The following is a 16,364-nucleotide window of genomic DNA, read 5'->3' as shown; positions in this document are numbered from 1 at the left end:
GCTGTTCCCGTTCAATCTCGCCGGTCTTCAATGCGTTCCGGATGCAGGCGCAGGGTCACGGGCGGACAACCGCCCGTGACCCAGTCCCGTCAGCGGTAGATACGCTTGGCCTGCCGTTCGGCGACGGCGATGGCGCCCTTCACGTCTTCACGACCTGTTGCGTAGTTGGCAAACATGTCGACGACGATGAAATCGGCCACCGCAGCGGCGGCTTTCTCGCCAAGCGAGCCAAGACCACCCGGCGTCAGCGTCCGCTTCGACACATCGCGATACGGTGTGCGCTTGGGATCCGAGGTCCAGACCGGGTTCTTGTCATAGGCATTGAGGAAGTGCGACAGGTACCCCTGCGCCGCCTCGACCCACGGGTTGAAGTTCTCCGCTTCCAGCATGAAGGCCGTGAAGGCCTTGCAGGCATTCGGCGCCTTGGTGAAGTTGAAGGTCAGGATCGGGAAGGCCAGATGCAGTTCGGTCGGCTTTCCGACCGGACCGATCGGCATATAGGCATGGTTCATGTCATCGGCGACGGCCTTGTTGTCCTTCTGGGCCGCCACATAGACAGAAATGCCGTTCGAGGTGAGGTGCAGATCGCCGGACACGAAGATCTTGTTGTTCGACGAGTCATTCCACGACGCCGTGCCGGGAATGAAGTTCTCATACAGCGCCTTGACGAATTCCAGCGCCTTGGCGGTTTCCGGCGAATTGATGATGACCTTGTCATCCTTGTCGACCAGCTGGCCGCCATGCGACCACAGGGCCCAGTGCAGCCAGGTATTGGCATCGCCCGAGGCATGGCCAAGCGCGAAACCGGCCGGCGTGTTGTTCTTCTTGAGCGCTTTGACCAGTTCAAGGAAGCTGGCGGTGTCCTTGGGGAATTCCTTGAAGCCGGCCTTCTCCATCGAGGAGATGCGGTAGTTCATCAGGCCGCCCGTGGTGGCGACCGGAATGCCGATCCACTTGCCGCCGGACTTGCCATACAGTTCCGCTGCCGGAGCCCAGCCGCCGTATTTCTTGCCGAGATAATCGGCAACATCGGTCTGGTCCAGGCATTTCTGCGGGAAGAGATGCGGCAGCGAATACAGGCCCCAGACCATGTCGAGGCCCTGGCCAGTGTTGGCTACCACGGAGGCTTTCGGCTGGATGTCGTCAAACGACTCGTTGACCACATTCACATCGACGCCGGTCGCCGCCTTGAAGGCGCTGACCATTTTCATGAAGGCGACATCTTCGGCTTCAACGAAGCGGCGCCAGCGCATCAGGTTGATCTTGGCGCCGGCTTCAGGTTTCCAGGGCGCGGTCTGCGCCCAGGCCTTGGCCCAATCGAACAGGGCACTGCCACTGAGCATGCCGACACCGGCAAGCGCGGTACTGCCTTTAACAAATGTACGGCGTGTAAAATCGTTCATCGGTCGTTTCCTCCGTTGATTATCAGGCGTTCAGCCTTTTTCCAGTCGACGCGTCAAACAGATGAACAAGCCCTGGGTTGGGTTTCAGCCGGATCTTGTCGCCCGGCCTGAATTTGTGACGTTCGTGAAACACTGCAATGATGTGCTCGTCGCCGAGCCTAGCGGCAACCATGATTTCCGATCCGGTCGGCTCGACCACCCGCACTTCCGCTTCCACGCCATCCTCGGCGAGCGCGAAATGCTCGGGCCGGATGCCATAGACCGCCGGCTGCCCGGCCGATCCGCTCGGCGCCGTCGACATCGGAAGATGCAGGCCGCCCTGCCCCTCGAAGCTGCCGCCATTGATCTTGCCCTGCACGAAATTCATCGCCGGCGAGCCGATGAAACCGGCCACAAACATGTTGTCCGGCCGGTCATACAGATCGAGCGGCGCGCCGATCTGTTCGACCCGGCCGTCATGCATCACCACGATCTTGTCGGCCATCGTCATGGCCTCGACCTGATCATGCGTCACGTAGATGGTGGTGGTTCTGAGCCGCTGATGCAGCTCCTTGATTTCCGTGCGCATGGCAACGCGCAGCTTGGCATCCAGGTTGGACAGCGGTTCGTCGAACAGGAAGACCTGCGGATCGCGCACGATGGCGCGGCCCATGGCAACGCGCTGGCGCTGGCCGCCCGACAGCTGGCGCGGATAGCGCGCCAATAATGGCTTAAGCCCCAGAATGCCGGCCGCCTGCTGCACGCGCTGGTCGATTTCGCTTTTCTCGGCGCCACGCAGCATCATCGAGAAGGCCATGTTGGCTTCCACGGTCATGTGCGGATAGAGCGCATAGTTCTGGAACACCATGGCGACATCCCGTTCTTTCGGGGGCACATGGTTGACCACATGATCGCCAATGCTGATCTCGCCGCCAGTGATGTTCTCCAGGCCGGCGATCATTCGCAGCAGGGTGGATTTGCCGCAGCCCGAAGGCCCGACAAGCACCGCAAATTCACCATCTGGAATATCGACCGAGATGCCGTGCAGCACATGCGTCGCGCCGAACGCCTTCCGGACGTCGCGGCAGAATACACCCGCCATTATTGAATTCCTCCCTATTTATAAGGGCATCATAGGGCCGGTGCAGCGAAAGCAGCAAGCAAGGATGCGCAGGACTCGACTTTCAGCTATGCCGAAGCTGCGATAACAGGGAAGTTTAGTAAACTTGGCATGCTGCGGCGGGGTTTAGTAAACTTCGCAACTGCGATGCTGCAGTGCGCTCTGCATCCGTGACCCTGTGTGATTGAAGATGCGCGCAACTATGATCCGCTTCGGCCCGCAGAGCAGGACAACACGCCGCGGCACAGGGGCAGCGATCACGGACAAGTCTGTCGTCAGGCTTGGGCCGCCCCGGGATCATGGCGGCGATGATCGCGCGGCGGACGCGATCGCTGGCGGAGGGAGTGGGATTCGAACCCACGATACCCTTTTGAGGTATACACACTTTCCAGGCGTGCGCCTTCGACCGCTCGGCCATCCCTCCAGCGCGGGCGGCACTATACCCGCCGGCGGCGAATTTGCAATCGGCCCAGCCTTTGGCTTAACATGCTGACCGCACAGGTGGATTCGCCAATCACCGGCCAAGGGGGAAAGCCGTGCTGCTGGGACGCATTCTGGGCTGGCTGCTGATCGCGCTGGCGCTGCTCGCACTGGGCGGCGACGGCCTGCGCTGGCTCGAATCCGGCATGATGGGCTTCATCGCCCTGGGCGATTTCTGGGCCCGGCTCGACCCGCCGACCTACAGCCTGCTGCAGACCATCGGCCAGGACTACCTGCCGCCGATCCTGTGGGATCCGGGCCTGGCCACCCTGCTGCGCTGGCCCGCCGTGCTGGTGCTCGGCCTGTTCGGCATCCTGCTGCTGGTGATCTTCCGCCGCCGCACGCCGAAACGGCGCCAGCGCTTCGGGGCGCTGTCCTGAGACCGGCTCAGTTGTCGGAAATCTTGAGCGCGGCGATGAAGGCTTCCTGCGGAATCTCGACATTGCCGACATTACGCATGCGCTTCTTGCCCTCTTTCTGCTTTTCCAGCAGCTTGCGCTTGCGGCTGATATCGCCGCCGTAGCATTTCGCCAGCACGTCCTTGCGCAGCGCCGAGATATCCTCGCGCGCCACGATACGCCCGCCGATGGCGGCCTGGATCGCGATCTTGAACATCTGGCGCGGGATCAGTTCCTTCAGCCGCTCGCACAGCTGGCGACCGCGCGTCTCGGCGCGGCCGGCATAGACGATGCTGGCCAGCGCGTCGACATTCTCGTTGTTCACCAGGATAGTCATCTTCACCAGGTTGCCGGCCTCGTAGCCGTCCATCTGGTAATCGAAGCTGGCATAACCGCGGCTGATCGACTTGAGCCGGTCATAGAAATCGAACACCACTTCGTTGAGCGGCAGGCGATACACCACCATGGCGCGGTTGCCGGCATAGGTCAGCTCGACCTGGCGGCCGCGCTTGTCCTCGCAGAGTTTCAGGATCGCGCCGAGATATTCATCGGGCACCATGACGGTGGCCTTGATCCAGGGCTCGTCGATATGGTCGATCAGCATCGGATCCGGCATGTCGGCGGGGTTATGCACCTCGTCCATCGAGCCGTCGATCTTGTAGACGTGATAGATCACGCTCGGCGCGGTGGTGATGAGATCGAGATTGAATTCGCGCTCCAGCCGCTCCTGGATAATTTCCAGATGCAGCAGCCCTAAGAAACCGCAGCGGAAGCCGAAGCCCAGCGCCGCCGAGCTTTCCATCTCGAAATGGAAGCTGGCGTCATTCAGCCGCAGCTTGCCCAGGCTTTCGCGCAGTTCCGGGAAGGCGCCGGCATCGATCGGATACAGGCCGCAGAACACCACCGGCACCGAAGGCTTGAAGCCCGGCAGCGCTTCGGCGGCCTGGCGCTTGTCTTCGGTGATGGTGTCGCCGACGGATGTATCGGCCACTTCCTTGATCGCAGCGGTGAAAAAGCCCATCTCGCCGGGGCCAAGTTCGTCGACCATGACCTTCTTCGGCGTGGTGACGCCGACGCGTTCGACCGGATGCACGGCGCCGGACGACATGAACTTGATCTTCATGCCTTTCTTCAGCACGCCATCGACGACGCGGAACAGCACGACGACGCCGAGATAGGCATCGTACCAGCTGTCGACCAGCAGCGCCTTCAGCGGCGCATTGCGGTCACCCTTGGGTGCCGGCAGACGGTTGACCAGCGCTTCCAGCACCAGGTCGATGCCGATGCCGGTCTTGGCCGAAATCGGCACGGCATCTGACGCATCGAGACCGATCACATCCTCGATCTGCTGCTTGACACGATCGGGCTCGGCGGCCGGCCGATCGATCTTGTTGAGCACCGGCACGATTTCATGCTTGGCATCGAGGGCGTGATAGACGTTGGCGAGCGTCTGCGCTTCGACACCCTGGCTGGCATCGACCACCAGCAGCGAGCCCTCGCAGGCGGCGAGCGAGCGGCTGACCTCGTAGGCGAAATCGACATGGCCGGGCGTGTCCATCAGATTGAGGACATAATCCTTGCCGTCCTTGGCATGATAGTTCAGGCGCACGGTCTGCGCCTTGATGGTGATGCCGCGTTCCTTCTCGATATCCATGCTGTCGAGAATCTGCTCGCTCATCTCGCGCTTCTCGAGACCGCCGCAGGCCTCGATCAGGCGGTCGGCCAGCGTCGACTTGCCATGATCGATATGGGCAATGATCGAGAAGTTGCGGATCAGGGAAGGATCGGTGGCCACGGTATCAGCACTCAGCTTTCGCGATTAGCGGAACAGGCTCAGGATGTCGCCTTCGCGGCTGTCCTTCGCGGGAATTTTCATGATGCCGCTGGCGCGCAGGCAGGGTACGCCATCGGCGGTGATCAGGCTCTCGGCGAAGCCGAGATTGCGGGTCTGACGGATCAGCCGGCCCTTGCCTTCGACCCAGCTGCCCAGCGGCGCCGGGCCGACATAGTCGCCGGCCAGATTGACCGTGGGCATGAACTTGCGGCCGCCTTCGGCGATGCCGACGGTGAAGCCCAGCAGCATGTCGGCAAAGGTCATCAGCATGCCGCCATGGCAGACCTGCATCGGATTGCAGTGGCGGTCCTCGACCCGGAAGCCCATCACCGGCAGGCCATCGGCGTCATCCAGCCGGCCCCAGAGCGGACCGGTCAGCGCCATGAAGCCCATGAAGGTGATTTTCTTCATGCCGGCCGGGATGTTGCCATCCGGCGTCGGGGGCTCGGCAGCGTCGATTCTGGGGGAAGCGCTCATGGGCGGGGGTTGTAGCATCCGCGCCCCCACCGAGCAACGGAAGGGGGGCGGATGCTGGCGCTGATATCATTACTATCACTGCTATCAAAATCGCTTATCCGGGGCTTATTCGACCTCTATTCCAGCTTATCCGCGGCTTATGTCCGCTTATGCGGGGCTAATTGTGGCTTATGCGCCGCTTGTTTTGGCTTATCCGGCGCTCCATCCGGCCTTCCGGCGCCCGGCGGCTGAAAACCGGCTTGACCCGGGAGGCAAATTATAAGAACATAATAGGAACAAATGGCCGGAATGTCCAGCCCGGCCAGACCGCCCCCAGCGAAGGCCCGCCATGACCCAGACCACCATTCTCACCGAGACCCGCATCGCGCTGACGCATCTTCAGAGCCAGCTGCAGCTCGCCCAGCAGCAGGAAAGCGAGCTGCGCCAGGAGCGCGATATCTGCGACAGCGATGTGCGCCTGCAGAATGCGCATCTCGCCCGCATCGCCGTCCGGCCGCAGGACATGCACGATTACGCCGCCCTGCTGCGCCGGCGCCAGCGCGTGGCCGATGAATGGCGCATCGCCAGCCGCAAGCTGATCGGCCTGCAGCGCCGGCTGGCCGAAGCCGGCCTGATGATGTTCAACGGCTGACGCCATTCCGTTTCGCCGCGTCTCCCACCAGGACAAGGCAAACAGGCGACCGGGTCAGAGGATGCTCTGGCCCGGCCGTTTGTCCATTGTGCTGTCCATGCGTGTCGCAGTGACACAGATCGATGGGCGAAGCGAGGCTTGACCAGAGAAACCACCAGCCGCGCCATGGCTTCGTGCGCCATATGGCGATAAAGACAGACTTCCGCAGGATGCACCCTGGGTGCCCTGAAGACTTTGCGCAGGCGACATTGCGCTGAACAGCAAACATCAGGATGAGCGGCATGGTCACGGACACCCACGGCGAGCCGCTCGAGCATCTGCTCGACACGCCGCATCTGGCGGATGCGCTGGAAAGCGACCGCTTCAAGCAGTTTCTCGACCACATCCCCTTTGCTGTCGCCGTGGCGGAATTGCAGCCATCCGAGCACGTTGTCTATTCGAACTTTGAATTCGAACGCCTGACCGGCCAGGAAACCGCCGAGATTTACGGCAAGACCTGGGATCTGGTCGCCACCACGGCGATTGCGCAGGACGATGGCCGCAAGCTGAGCAAGGCGATCACCGAAAATGATGATTACATCGGTGCTTTTGCCATAAACCATCCCGACGAGCCGATCGTGGTCAATGCCTGGTCGAACATCATCCTGAACGACGATGACACGCCGGTGTTCCGGCTGGTCGGACTGGCCAAAGTCAACGCAACCGAGGCCGAAGCACCCGATACCCTGCAGCAACGCCTGCAGGATAAAGACATGCTGATGCGCGAGCTGCAGCATCGGGTGAAGAACAATCTGCAGATGATCACCTCGCTGATCCGGATGGAAGCCCGCAACATGCCGCAGGATGCGGTGGAAAAGCGTTTCGACCGCCTGGCCGGCCGCGTCGAGTCCCTCGCCCTGCTCTATCGTTCGCTGTCAGACAGCGACACCGGCGAGATTGTCGATCTCGGCGTGTATCTCAGTGAGGTGGCCGCAGCCGTGATGCGGGCCCATGCCCTGGAGGGCATCCGCCTCGATCTCAAGGTCGATACCTGGCCGGTCTCGGTGAATGTGGCGATGCCCACCGGCCTTGTGGTCAATGAATTGCTGACCAATGCGCTGAAGCATGCATTTGCCGGCCGCGAGGGCGGCACCATCACGCTGCACTGCCTGGTCGATGATACCGGCTGCCGGCTGATCCTGGCCGACGATGGCATCGGGCTGCGCAGCAAGACCGACTGGCCGAAATCGGGCAAGCTGAGCGCGCTGATCGTGGAATCGCTCCGGCAGAATGCCAAGGCCAGGATCGACGTCGAGTCCGCCCCCGGCCAGGGCATGCGGGTGACCATCTTTTTCGCCCGCGCCAGCGCCACGCCGGAGGCTGAGGTTTGAGTGCAGCGCGGGACAGAGCCGATGCGGCGGTTTATCCAAGGCTTTAGACGACTGCTGCAGTGCATCACTCAGCGGCGCGGAATGTCCTGATCTTCGGTGACGATCCGCGTTTCGCCGTTAAAGCCGACTTTCTGCATGTCTGATAGGCGGGTCAAGGTCGTCGGATCAGGTACAATCCCGGCCTGCATCGCCTCGGCCATGGCGGCAGAGAGCAATGCATCCACCGCCCGTTCCTCCGCACCGGTCAACGTGGCCGTCATCGCCACCACCAACCGCTCGGACGGGATGACAACAATCCGCTGGCCCTTGAAGCCACGCGCACTGAAGACCGGCTTTTCCCCCATCCGGCCCAACCACCAGTGCAAACCGTAAGCGGCGTTGCGACCCGGACTCCAGGCTTCGGCAATGAAGGATGGCCGGCACAGCTGCCGGCCGTTCCATTGGCAGCCCTGCAGATAGAGCTGGCCGAGTTTCAGCATGTCCATCGGCCGCAGGCGCAACCCCCAGCCGCCCGGATCGCGGCCAGCCGCATCCATGAACCACCAGTCGTGATTCGCCATCTGCAGAGGCTCGAACAGCAGGATCTTGGCGCTGCGATACAAGTTCTGGCCGGCCGCCGCCGCGACAACCGCCCCAGTGATCGAAACATCGCCGTCGGAATACTGATAGTGCGCCCCCGGATCAGCCTTGAAGTCCGGTTGCAGGGCATGGGCAAAACGGTCGATCCGCAGCGAATAGATCGGATTCTTCGACGGGTCGTGAATATAGTCGAGCCCGGACGACATCTGCATGACGTTGCGCGGCGTAATCCGCCCGGCCTTGGCCCAGATATCGTCAGGCATGCGGTCGGGACGCGGCACAATGGTGGAAACCGGCGCATCGAAAGACGGCAGCTTTCCCTCATGCTGCAGAATGCCCGCCAGCGTCGCGGTGAATGATTTCGTGACCGAATAAACCGAATGATTGAAATCGCGCCGCACGTTGTGTTTGTAGCGCTCATAAATCAGCCGGCAGTCGCGCAGCACCAGCAAGCTGCGTAGATCGTACCGGCCAGCGTCGAGCGCTTCCGTCAGCTGCACGAGGCGCGTGGCGGAGACACCGGCCTCGGCCGGTGCAGCAAGGCTGAAGTCCCGGCCGACCGGGGTGGCGCATGTGCCGTTAGCCTCCTGCGCCTGCATTGGAGGCGCAACTGCAAGCCCAAACAGCAATACGCCGACACCGGCATGTCTCTTGACCATCCACGTCCCTTTCATCAGGCCAGTAGCGAAAAGAAACGCTGCCGGGTCAAGCCGAATGGTCGCTGCAATGGCGGAGGACGAAACTGTTTTCGTGCTGCGTCAGCGCTGAATACCTGAGTATTCCAGTCGCAACGCCACGCCGCGATTTCGCATGCAGCGCGGCACAGACTGCTCCAGACTGGACCCTGTATTCATCCAGCAACGGGGGCCGGTCATGGCGAGCTTCAATCCAGCGATTGATTTCAATATGCCGCTTTCGGGCGCGGTGAAACAGAACATCCTGCCCTGGACCTGGATGTTCAATCCGACCGGCAGCCAGATCGGCCTGATCAACATCAATCTGGGCCATTCCTCGGAGCCGGAGGTGGAGCAGCGCATTCTCGACCGCGTCGGCAGCTATGGCCGGCAGATCGGCCAGATCGGCGATGCGCTGGGCGTGCTGCTGAACCATCTCGACCGCGCGGCGCTCACGCCGGCCGAGCAGCAGGTGCTGGACAAGCTGGAGGAACAGCTCGACAAGATCGCCTATATCAAGCGCGAGTATCGCAACGAACTGCGGGCGGCGCGGGCGCTGCCGGAACCGGCGAGCGCGTAAACAAAAAAAACGGCCGGACTCTGCAGCCGGCCGTTTCTCATAAATCGTCACCCTTGGGCTTGTCCCGGGGATGATGGGGGGTGTTGCTGCCTCAGCCCTTCGCCACCGCTTCGGCAATCGCCTTGCCGACATCCTGCGTGTTGGCCTGGCCGCCCATATCGGGCGTACGCGGCCCGGCTTCGAGCACCTCTTCGATCGCCTTGAGCACGGCGGCGCCGGCCTCCTTGTGGCCGAGATGCTCCAGCATCATGGCGCCGCACCAGATCTGGCCGACCGGATTGGCAATGCCCTTGCCGGCGATATCCGGCGCCGAGCCATGCACCGGCTCGAACAGCGAGGGGAATTTGCGTTCGGGGTTGAGATTGGCCGAAGGCGCAATACCGATGGTGCCGGTGCAGGCCGGCCCCAGATCGGAGAGAATGTCGCCGAACAGGTTCGAGCCGACCACGACATCGAACCAGTCGGGGTGCTGCACGAAATGCGCGGTCAGGATGTCGATGTGATACTGGTCGACCTTCACGCCCGGATAGCCCTTCTTCATCTCGGCCACGCGCTCGTCCCAGTAGGGCATGGTGATCGAGATGCCGTTCGACTTGGTGGCCGAGGTGAGATGCTTTTTCGGCCGGCTCTGCGCCAGCTCGAAGGCGAATTTCAGGATGCGGTCGGTGCCGATGCGGCTGAGGATGGTTTCCTGCACCACGAATTCGCGCTCGGTGCCATGGAACATGCGGCCGCCGATCGAGGAATACTCGCCCTCGGTATTCTCGCGCACCACCCAGAAATCGATGTCGCCCACCTTGCGGTTGGCCAGCGGCGAGGGGATGCCCGGCATCAGGCGCACCGGGCGGAGATTGACATACTGGTCGAATTCGCGGCGCCACTGGATCAGCGAACCCCAGAGCGAAATGTGATCCGGCACTTTCTCGGGCCAGCCGACAGCGCCGAAGAAAATCGCGTCATGGCCGCCGATCTGCTGCTTCCAGTCGGTCGGCATCATCGCGCCATGCTTGAGATAGTAATCCACGCTCCAGTCGAAATGATCGAACTGGAAATCGATGTTGAAGCGGCGGGCGGCGGCATCCATTACGCGAAGGCCCTCGGGCACCACTTCCTTGCCGATGCCGTCGCCGGGGATGGTTGCGATCCTGTGCTTTGCCATTTGGTACTACGTCCTTTTTTGTATCTGGGGAGACTTAAACAGATTAACGGCGGTCAGTCAGCATACTGGCCGGCGGCCTTGATCAGCGGGGCCCATTTGTCGATCTCGCTGTTGAGCGTGCGGGCCAGGCCGGCCGGGCTGGCCCGCTCGTCATTCGCCGTGGTGGTGTTGATCTCGGCGAAACGCTTGACGATCTCGGCATCCTTCAGTGCACCGCGCGCGGCGGCGGCGAGCCGCTGCACGACCGCCTCGGGCGTGCCCTTGGGCGCATAGAGCGCATGCCAGACATTGACCTCGAAGCCCTTGAGGCCGGATTCGTCCGCCGTCGGCAGGTCGGGCAGATCGGCAATGCGCTGCTTAGTGGTGATGGCATAGGCCTTCACCTTCTTGGCCTTGATCTGGCCGGTGGTGTTGGTGGCCTGGTCGCAGGTCATGTCCAGCGTCTTGCCGAGCAGATCCTGCATCACCGGTGCATTGCCGCGATAGCTCACCGTGTTGAGCTGCACGTTCATCGCCGACATCATCAGCATGCCGCAGAGATGCGAGGCGGCGCCGATGCCGGCATTGCCATAGGACACCTTGTCCTTCTGCTGCTGCAGATACTGGACCAGCTCGGGCAGCGTGTTGGGCGGGAAATCCTCGCGTGCGATGATGGTCATGGCGGAATCGGTCAACACCGCGATGGGGGCAAAGGCCGTGCGGGTGTCGTAGGGCAGCTTGCGATACAGCGTGGCCGCGGTGGAAATGCCGACATGATGCACCAGCAGGGTATGGCCATCGGGCTCTGCCGTGGCGACGCGGTTGGCGCCGATGGTGCCGCCGGCGCCGGTGGCATTCTCGACCACCACGCTGTGATTGTTGAGCTGGCGCGACAGGCCAAGCGCGGTGAGGCGCGCCACCGTGTCGGTCGGACCGCCGGCGGCATAGGGCACGACAACGGTGATCGGCTTGGTCGGCCAGGCCGAGGACTGTGCTTGCGCGGCTGCCGCAGTTGCGAGAAGCGGCAGGGCGGCTGCCGCAATGATCAGATGACGCGTGAAACGGCGCATTGGGGTTTCCTCCGGTTTTATGTTTATGCGGAGGAGTCTAGCGCAGCGGGCTTTGCGCCGGCCAATGCCGCTGTTGCCTCGGTTGATGCCGAGGCGGCATAGCGGGGTGGGTTACCTGCCGCCGCTTTCCCAGACGGCGGAGTCGGTGACGATGTAATCCACCCGGCCATCTTGCAGCAGGCGCAGCATATCCGAGGGTGAATCGAGCGCCGGCTCGCTGCCGATCTGCATCGGCAGGGCGAGCAGCCCGGGCAGCCAGCTGAGCGCCTTGTAGGTCTCGAGCAGGCCATGCAGCAGCGGCTGGGTTTCCGCCTCCACCGCTTCGGCGCGCACAGGCTGCCGGGCCAGGGCCGGCAGCTGCGGGGCCCAGCGCTCGGCCAGCGGCGCGGCGATGGCCGGATCGCGCCAGCCGGGCAGCAGGTCGGCCAGTGCTGCGCGTGACGCATAGAGCGTGGGTGCCATGAAGGCCGGACGGTCGAGCCGCGCATTCGCGGCCGCGATGACGCCAGCCTCCTTGCCAGCAAACAGCACCAGCCGGCTGGCGCCGCCGCTGGCGCCGATGCCGCGCCCGCCGGCGCAGGCGATCAGCTTGCCGGCATTGAGCAGGGCGGCGGCGGCACGCAGCGGATCGCGGCTGACCATGCGGCAGCCGGCATTGGCCAGCACCGGATCGAGATCGATGGCATAGTCGCGGCCCCAGGCGGTATGGACGAGCGGGCGACGCTGACGCAGGAAGGTGTCGAGGCCGTCCTGCTGCAGCAGCAGGGCCAGTACGCCGCCGATGGGCAGCGCGGAGTCATCGCCGGCCGCATGCACGGCGAGCGCGATACTCTCGCCAAGGGTCTGCTGCAACTGCAGCAACAGCCCGGCATCGGCCAGCAGGCTGCCGCCCAGCGCAACGCGGCGCAGGCCATGCCGTTCGAGCAGGATGGTGATGGCCTCGGCAAAGCGGTCGACCAGCAGTTTGCGCAGCGAGGCGGCGAGCAGAGCCGGCGGCTGGCCCTCGGCCAAGCGGCGCAGCCAGCGCGCCGCACCGCCCTCGTTGGAAAAATCGGTGCGGATGCGGCCCTGGATGTCGACGGTGACATGGGCCTTGAAGGCTTCGGCAAACATCGGTTCGCCATGCTGGCCGAGCGCGAAGAATGCAGCGGCATCGGGCAGGCCGAGGCCATCGACGGCGAGATCGACCAGGCGGCCGGGTGAATCCATGTCGGCTGCGCCGGCATCATCGGCATCCAGCGTGGCGAGGCGGCCGAATTTGAGCACGCGTGCCACCGGATGGCCGCTGCTGTCGGCGGTGAAGACCAGCGTGTCGTCAGCCCAGGGCGCTGCGGTCAGCGCCAGCAACGCATGGGCGGTGTGGCGATCATAGACGCGTACCGGGATATGGCGGTTGAGCCCGAGATCGCCGGCCAGCATGCCGAGATCGAGCAGGCTTTCCGGCCCAATGCGACTCCCGGTGCGGTGATGCTTGCGTGCTTCATCCAGCAGGCTGATCGGCGTGTCGCGGCCGAGCAGGCTGCGCAGGCCCCGCCCGACGCGGCGCGGCAGGGAGAGCGCGCGAAAATGTCGGCCGGGAAACAGTCCCTGGCTCAGCGCCAGGCCGGCGATATCGCCAGCACGCACCTGGGCGATGTCGAGGCATTCAGCAATCGCTTCCAGCGGCAGCCGCCCGCCATCATGGGCAACGCCGCTGAGCCGCGCCTGCGGCACGGCGGCGAGCAGCTGGTAATCCTCGAAGACCGCAGCGCCGGCGTCCTGCCAACCGGAATGGACGCCGAGCACCAGCATCTGCGGCTAGGCCCGCAAGGTCGCGCCGCAGGCCTTTTCGGCCGCAGCCACGATCTTTTTCGCCACCGCATCGATCTCCGCATCGGTCAGCGTCTGTGTCTGCGGCTCCAGCCGCACGCTGACGGCGAGCGATTTCCTGCCCTCGGGAATCCCAGCACCGGCGAAGACATCGAACACGCCGGCGCGCGCGATCAGCGCCTTGTCGGCGCCGCGCACGGCTTTCAGCAGGGTTTCGGCTGCAACGGCTGCATCGACGATGAAGGCGAAGTCGCGCTCGACCGCCTGCAACTCCGACAGTTTCAGCGCCGGCTTCGTGCGCACACCGGGCTTGGCGCGGCTGCCGGGGATGCGGTCGAGATAGACCTCAAAGGCCACCAGCGGGCCCTTCACATCCATGGCATTAAGCGCCCGCGGATGCAGCTCGCCAAAGGCGGCGAGAATGGTTTTCGGCCCGAGCCGCAGGGTGCCGGAACGGCCGGGATGATACCAGTCGGGCGCACCATCCATCACCATGAGAGGAGCCGTATCGACGCCGGCGCCGGCGAGTGCCGCGAGCGCATCGGCCTTGGCATCATAGGCATCGACGCTGCGCGGACCATCGCGCCAGTGCCGCGGGCCGGTGGCGCCACGGCGCAGGCCGCTGGCGACCAGCGCCTGGCCATCCATGGCGGCAGACGCATATTGCGGCCCGACCTCGAAGATGGCGACATCCATGCTACCGCGATCCATGTTGCGCTTGGTGGCGGCGATCAGGCCGGGCAGCACCGAGGGACGCATCGCATCCATATCGGCGCTGATCGGGTTGACCAGCAGCAGCTCATCCTGTCCGCCGCCAAAGACCTGGGCTTCGGCGCGACGGATGAAGGAATAGGTGACGGCTTCGGTGAGGCCGCGCGCGGCCAGGGCGCGCCGCGCAGAGCGCAGGCGCCGCTGGGCCGCATTCACCGCCGGCGCCGGCACGGCACGCAACGGCGGCAGCGGTTCGGCCGGAATCGCATCAAAACCATGCAGTCGCGCGATTTCCTCAACGAGGTCCGCCTCGCCGTCGATATCGGGGCGCCAGCTCGGCACCGCCACCGACAGCACATCGCCGCTCTGGGTGACGCCGAAGCCGAGCGCTTCGAGGATGCGGGTCTGTTCCGCCACCGGCAGGTCGAAGCCGACCAGGCCGAGCAGGCGCGAGGGCCGCAGGGTGACCGTCTTCTTCCAGTCCGGCTCTTTGCCGGCGATCACCGTCTCTGACGGCTCCCCGCCGCAGAGTGCGAGGATCATCTGGGTGGCCACATCGATGCCGGACTTGACGAAGGCAGGATCGACGGTGCGCTCGAAACGATGGCGCGCATCGGAATGGATGCCGAGCTTGCGCCCCGTCGCGGCCGTGCGCAGCGGATCGAACCAGGCACTCTCGACGAAGACTTCGGTGGTCTCGGCCGTGCAGCCGGAATGCTCGCCGCCCATCACGCCGCCCAGGCCCTCGGGCCCGGCATCATCGGCGATCACGGTGATCGTCTCGTCCAGTGCGTATTCCTTGCCATCCAGCGCCAGCAGTTTTTCGCCGGGCCGGGCCAGGCGCGCATGAATGTTGCCCTTGACCTTGGCGGCATCGAAGACATGCAGCGGACGGCCGAGATCGTAGGTGAAGAAATTGGTGACATCGACCAGCGCCGAGATCGGCCGCAGCCCGATGGCTTTCAGGCGCTGCTGCAGCCAGGCCGGCGAGGCGCCATTCTTCACGCCACGGATATGCCGGCCGACAAAGATCGGGCAGGCGTTTTCCACACCGGCGGGGAAATCCAGCGTCACCGCGATCGGGCTTTTGTAGCCGCCTGGCACAACCTTGAGATCGAGCGGCTTCAGTGTGCCCAGCCCGGCGGCGGCGAGATCGCGGGCGATGCCGCGCACGCCGAGGCAATCCCCGCGGTTCGGCGTCAGCTTGATCTCGATCACCGGATCATCCAGGCCGAAGACCGAGGCCATCGGCGCACCCAGCGGCGTGTCGAGCGGCAGGTCAATGATGCCGGTGTGTTCGTCGGTCAGCCCCATCTCGCGTTCGGAGCACAGCATGCCATTGGAGGCCACGCCGCGGATATTGGCGGCCTTGAGCAGCAGCTGCGTGCCGGGAACCGTCGAGCCGACGGGCGCGAAAATCCCCTTCATGCCGGCGCGCGCATTCGGCGCGCCGCAGACGACCTGGAAGGTCTCGGTGCCGGTGAAGACCTCGCAGACCCGCAGCTTGTCGGCATTGGGATGCTGCTCGGCCTTTTTCACTTCGGCGACGATGAAGGGCGCGAAGAGCGCGGCGCGATCCTCGATGCCTTCCACCTCCAGGCCGATGGCGGTGAGCTTGGCGGCGATCTCATCCAGCGAGGCCGTGGTGTCGAGATGGCTTTTCAGCCAGGCGAGCGTGAATTTCATCGTGCGACCCCCTGGCCCAGCGTGGGCACATCGAGCGGCACGAAACCGTAATGCTTGAGCCAGCGCAGATCGGCATCGAAAAAGCTGCGCAGATCGGGGATGCCGTATTTCAGCATGGCAATGCGGTCGATGCCCATGCCGAAGGCAAAGCCCTGCCACTCATTGGGATCGAGGCCGCAATGCTGCAGCACCTTGGGATTGACCATGCCGGAGCCGAGAATTTCGAGCCAGTCATTGCCCTCGCCCACGCGCAGCACGCCGCCCTCGCGCGAGCAGTTGATATCGACTTCCGCCGAAGGCTCGGTGAAGGGGAAATAGCTGGGGCGGAAGCGCATCTTCACCTTGTCGGTCTCGAAGAAGGCCTTGCAGAATTCGGTCAGCACACCCTTGAGATGGCCCATATGGGTGGCGCGGTCGATCACCAG

The 16,364-nt window shown here is 63.8% G+C and carries 13 protein-coding genes, 1 tRNA gene and 1 pseudogene; 4 read left to right on the top strand and 11 right to left on the bottom strand.

All coding sequences use genetic code 11. The features are described from left to right. Positions 1-89 precede the first annotated feature (89 nt). The 3 genes from AAG799_RS10410 to AAG799_RS10400 form a co-directional block, all read right to left on the bottom strand. Positions 90-1,403 (bottom strand): ABC transporter substrate-binding protein, encoded by a 1,314-nt coding sequence (locus AAG799_RS10410; protein WP_341895763.1) that lies wholly within the window; start codon positions 1,401-1,403, stop codon positions 90-92. Positions 1,404-1,425: 22 nt separating this feature from the next. Continuing rightward, on the bottom strand, positions 1,426-2,484 hold the full coding sequence (gene ugpC / locus AAG799_RS10405; RefSeq protein WP_341895762.1) for a sn-glycerol-3-phosphate ABC transporter ATP-binding protein UgpC: 1,059 nt from the start codon (positions 2,482-2,484) through the stop codon (positions 1,426-1,428). Positions 2,485-2,835: 351 nt separating this feature from the next. Further along, positions 2,836-2,926, bottom strand: a tRNA-Ser gene (locus tag AAG799_RS10400). A gap of 112 nt (positions 2,927-3,038) precedes the next feature. Here AAG799_RS10400 and AAG799_RS10395 point away from each other — a divergent pair. Beyond that, entirely contained in the window at positions 3,039-3,362 is a 324-nt protein-coding gene (locus AAG799_RS10395) for a hypothetical protein (protein ID WP_341895761.1), read from the top strand. Positions 3,363-3,369: 7 nt separating this feature from the next. Here AAG799_RS10395 and lepA read toward each other — a convergent pair whose 3' ends face one another. Together lepA and AAG799_RS10385 are read right to left on the bottom strand one after the other, a co-directional pair. After that, positions 3,370-5,175 carry a translation elongation factor 4 gene (gene lepA, locus AAG799_RS10390; protein ID WP_341895760.1) on the bottom strand — a complete coding sequence of 602 codons (1,806 nt, stop codon included), beginning with the start codon at positions 5,173-5,175 and terminating at the stop codon, positions 3,370-3,372. A 24-nt stretch (positions 5,176-5,199) separates the two neighbouring features. After that, positions 5,200-5,691, bottom strand: coding sequence for a PaaI family thioesterase (locus AAG799_RS10385; RefSeq protein WP_341895759.1), 492 nt, complete (start codon positions 5,689-5,691; stop codon positions 5,200-5,202). A gap of 328 nt (positions 5,692-6,019) precedes the next feature. On the opposite strand from AAG799_RS10385, the gene AAG799_RS10380 reads away from it, so the two are divergent. Further along, positions 6,020-6,322: a hypothetical protein gene (locus tag AAG799_RS10380; RefSeq protein ID WP_341895758.1), complete on the top strand. Its 303-nt coding sequence runs from the start codon at positions 6,020-6,022 to the stop codon at positions 6,320-6,322. A 281-nt stretch (positions 6,323-6,603) separates the two neighbouring features. Further along, positions 6,604-7,692 (top strand): sensor histidine kinase, encoded by a 1,089-nt coding sequence (locus tag AAG799_RS10375; protein WP_341895757.1) that lies wholly within the window; start codon positions 6,604-6,606, stop codon positions 7,690-7,692. 68 nt (positions 7,693-7,760) lie between these two features. Here the strand turns inward: AAG799_RS10375 and AAG799_RS10370 are convergent, their stop codons facing one another. Beyond that, on the bottom strand, positions 7,761-8,930 hold the full coding sequence (locus AAG799_RS10370) for a serine hydrolase (protein WP_341895756.1): 1,170 nt from the start codon (positions 8,928-8,930) through the stop codon (positions 7,761-7,763). A 214-nt stretch (positions 8,931-9,144) separates the two neighbouring features. On the opposite strand from AAG799_RS10370, the gene AAG799_RS10365 reads away from it, so the two are divergent. Then, a complete protein-coding gene (locus AAG799_RS10365; RefSeq protein ID WP_341895755.1) occupies positions 9,145-9,525 on the top strand; it encodes a hypothetical protein in 381 nt (126 codons plus the stop codon). A gap of 91 nt (positions 9,526-9,616) precedes the next feature. On the opposite strand, the gene AAG799_RS10360 is transcribed toward AAG799_RS10365, so the two are convergent. The 5 genes and pseudogenes from AAG799_RS10360 to AAG799_RS10340 all read right to left on the bottom strand — a co-directional run. Beyond that, positions 9,617-10,684, bottom strand: coding sequence for a tartrate dehydrogenase (locus tag AAG799_RS10360; protein ID WP_341895754.1), 1,068 nt, complete (start codon positions 10,682-10,684; stop codon positions 9,617-9,619). Positions 10,685-10,737: 53 nt separating this feature from the next. Beyond that, the gene (locus tag AAG799_RS10355; protein WP_341895753.1) at positions 10,738-11,733 is read right to left on the bottom strand and encodes a tripartite tricarboxylate transporter substrate-binding protein; all 996 of its coding nucleotides are present in this window, start codon (positions 11,731-11,733) and stop codon (positions 10,738-10,740) included. A gap of 111 nt (positions 11,734-11,844) precedes the next feature. Next, positions 11,845-13,524: a hypothetical protein gene (locus tag AAG799_RS10350; RefSeq protein WP_341895752.1), complete on the bottom strand. Its 1,680-nt coding sequence runs from the start codon at positions 13,522-13,524 to the stop codon at positions 11,845-11,847. A 6-nt stretch (positions 13,525-13,530) separates the two neighbouring features. Continuing rightward, positions 13,531-15,939 carry a phenylalanine--tRNA ligase subunit beta gene (pheT, locus tag AAG799_RS10345; RefSeq protein WP_341895751.1) on the bottom strand — a complete coding sequence of 803 codons (2,409 nt, stop codon included), beginning with the start codon at positions 15,937-15,939 and terminating at the stop codon, positions 13,531-13,533. Further along, positions 15,936-16,364: pseudogene (locus tag AAG799_RS10340) on the bottom strand (phenylalanine--tRNA ligase subunit alpha); the annotation flags it as partial. The gene pheT and the pseudogene AAG799_RS10340, both read right to left, overlap by 4 nt.

Source organism: Ferrovibrio terrae (assembly GCF_943371255.1).
In the GTDB taxonomy this organism is placed as follows: Bacteria; Pseudomonadota; Alphaproteobacteria; order Ferrovibrionales; family Ferrovibrionaceae; genus Ferrovibrio; species Ferrovibrio terrae_B.
The sequence above is the reverse complement of the archived record's forward strand: the minus strand, read 5'-3'. Positions and strand labels throughout refer to the sequence as shown.

What these genes read in the sequence shown, in the direction of transcription:
- AAG799_RS10375 (WP_341895757.1), top strand. Translation starts at nt 6,604, where the DNA reads ATGGTCACGGACACCCACGGCGAGCCGCTCGAGCATCTGCTCGACACG.
- AAG799_RS10385 (WP_341895759.1), bottom strand. Translation starts at nt 5,691, where the DNA reads ATGAGCGCTTCCCCCAGAATCGACGCTGCCGAGCCCCCGACGCCGGAT.
- pheT (WP_341895751.1), bottom strand. Translation starts at nt 15,939, where the DNA reads ATGAAATTCACGCTCGCCTGGCTGAAAAGCCATCTCGACACCACGGCC.
- AAG799_RS10350 (WP_341895752.1), bottom strand. Translation starts at nt 13,524, where the DNA reads ATGCTGGTGCTCGGCGTCCATTCCGGTTGGCAGGACGCCGGCGCTGCG.
- AAG799_RS10410 (WP_341895763.1), bottom strand. Translation starts at nt 1,403, where the DNA reads ATGAACGATTTTACACGCCGTACATTTGTTAAAGGCAGTACCGCGCTT.
- AAG799_RS10360 (WP_341895754.1), bottom strand. Translation starts at nt 10,684, where the DNA reads ATGGCAAAGCACAGGATCGCAACCATCCCCGGCGACGGCATCGGCAAG.
- AAG799_RS10355 (WP_341895753.1), bottom strand. Translation starts at nt 11,733, where the DNA reads ATGCGCCGTTTCACGCGTCATCTGATCATTGCGGCAGCCGCCCTGCCG.
- AAG799_RS10365 (WP_341895755.1), top strand. Translation starts at nt 9,145, where the DNA reads ATGGCGAGCTTCAATCCAGCGATTGATTTCAATATGCCGCTTTCGGGC.
- AAG799_RS10380 (WP_341895758.1), top strand. Translation starts at nt 6,020, where the DNA reads ATGACCCAGACCACCATTCTCACCGAGACCCGCATCGCGCTGACGCAT.
- ugpC (WP_341895762.1), bottom strand. Translation starts at nt 2,484, where the DNA reads ATGGCGGGTGTATTCTGCCGCGACGTCCGGAAGGCGTTCGGCGCGACG.
- AAG799_RS10370 (WP_341895756.1), bottom strand. Translation starts at nt 8,930, where the DNA reads ATGGTCAAGAGACATGCCGGTGTCGGCGTATTGCTGTTTGGGCTTGCA.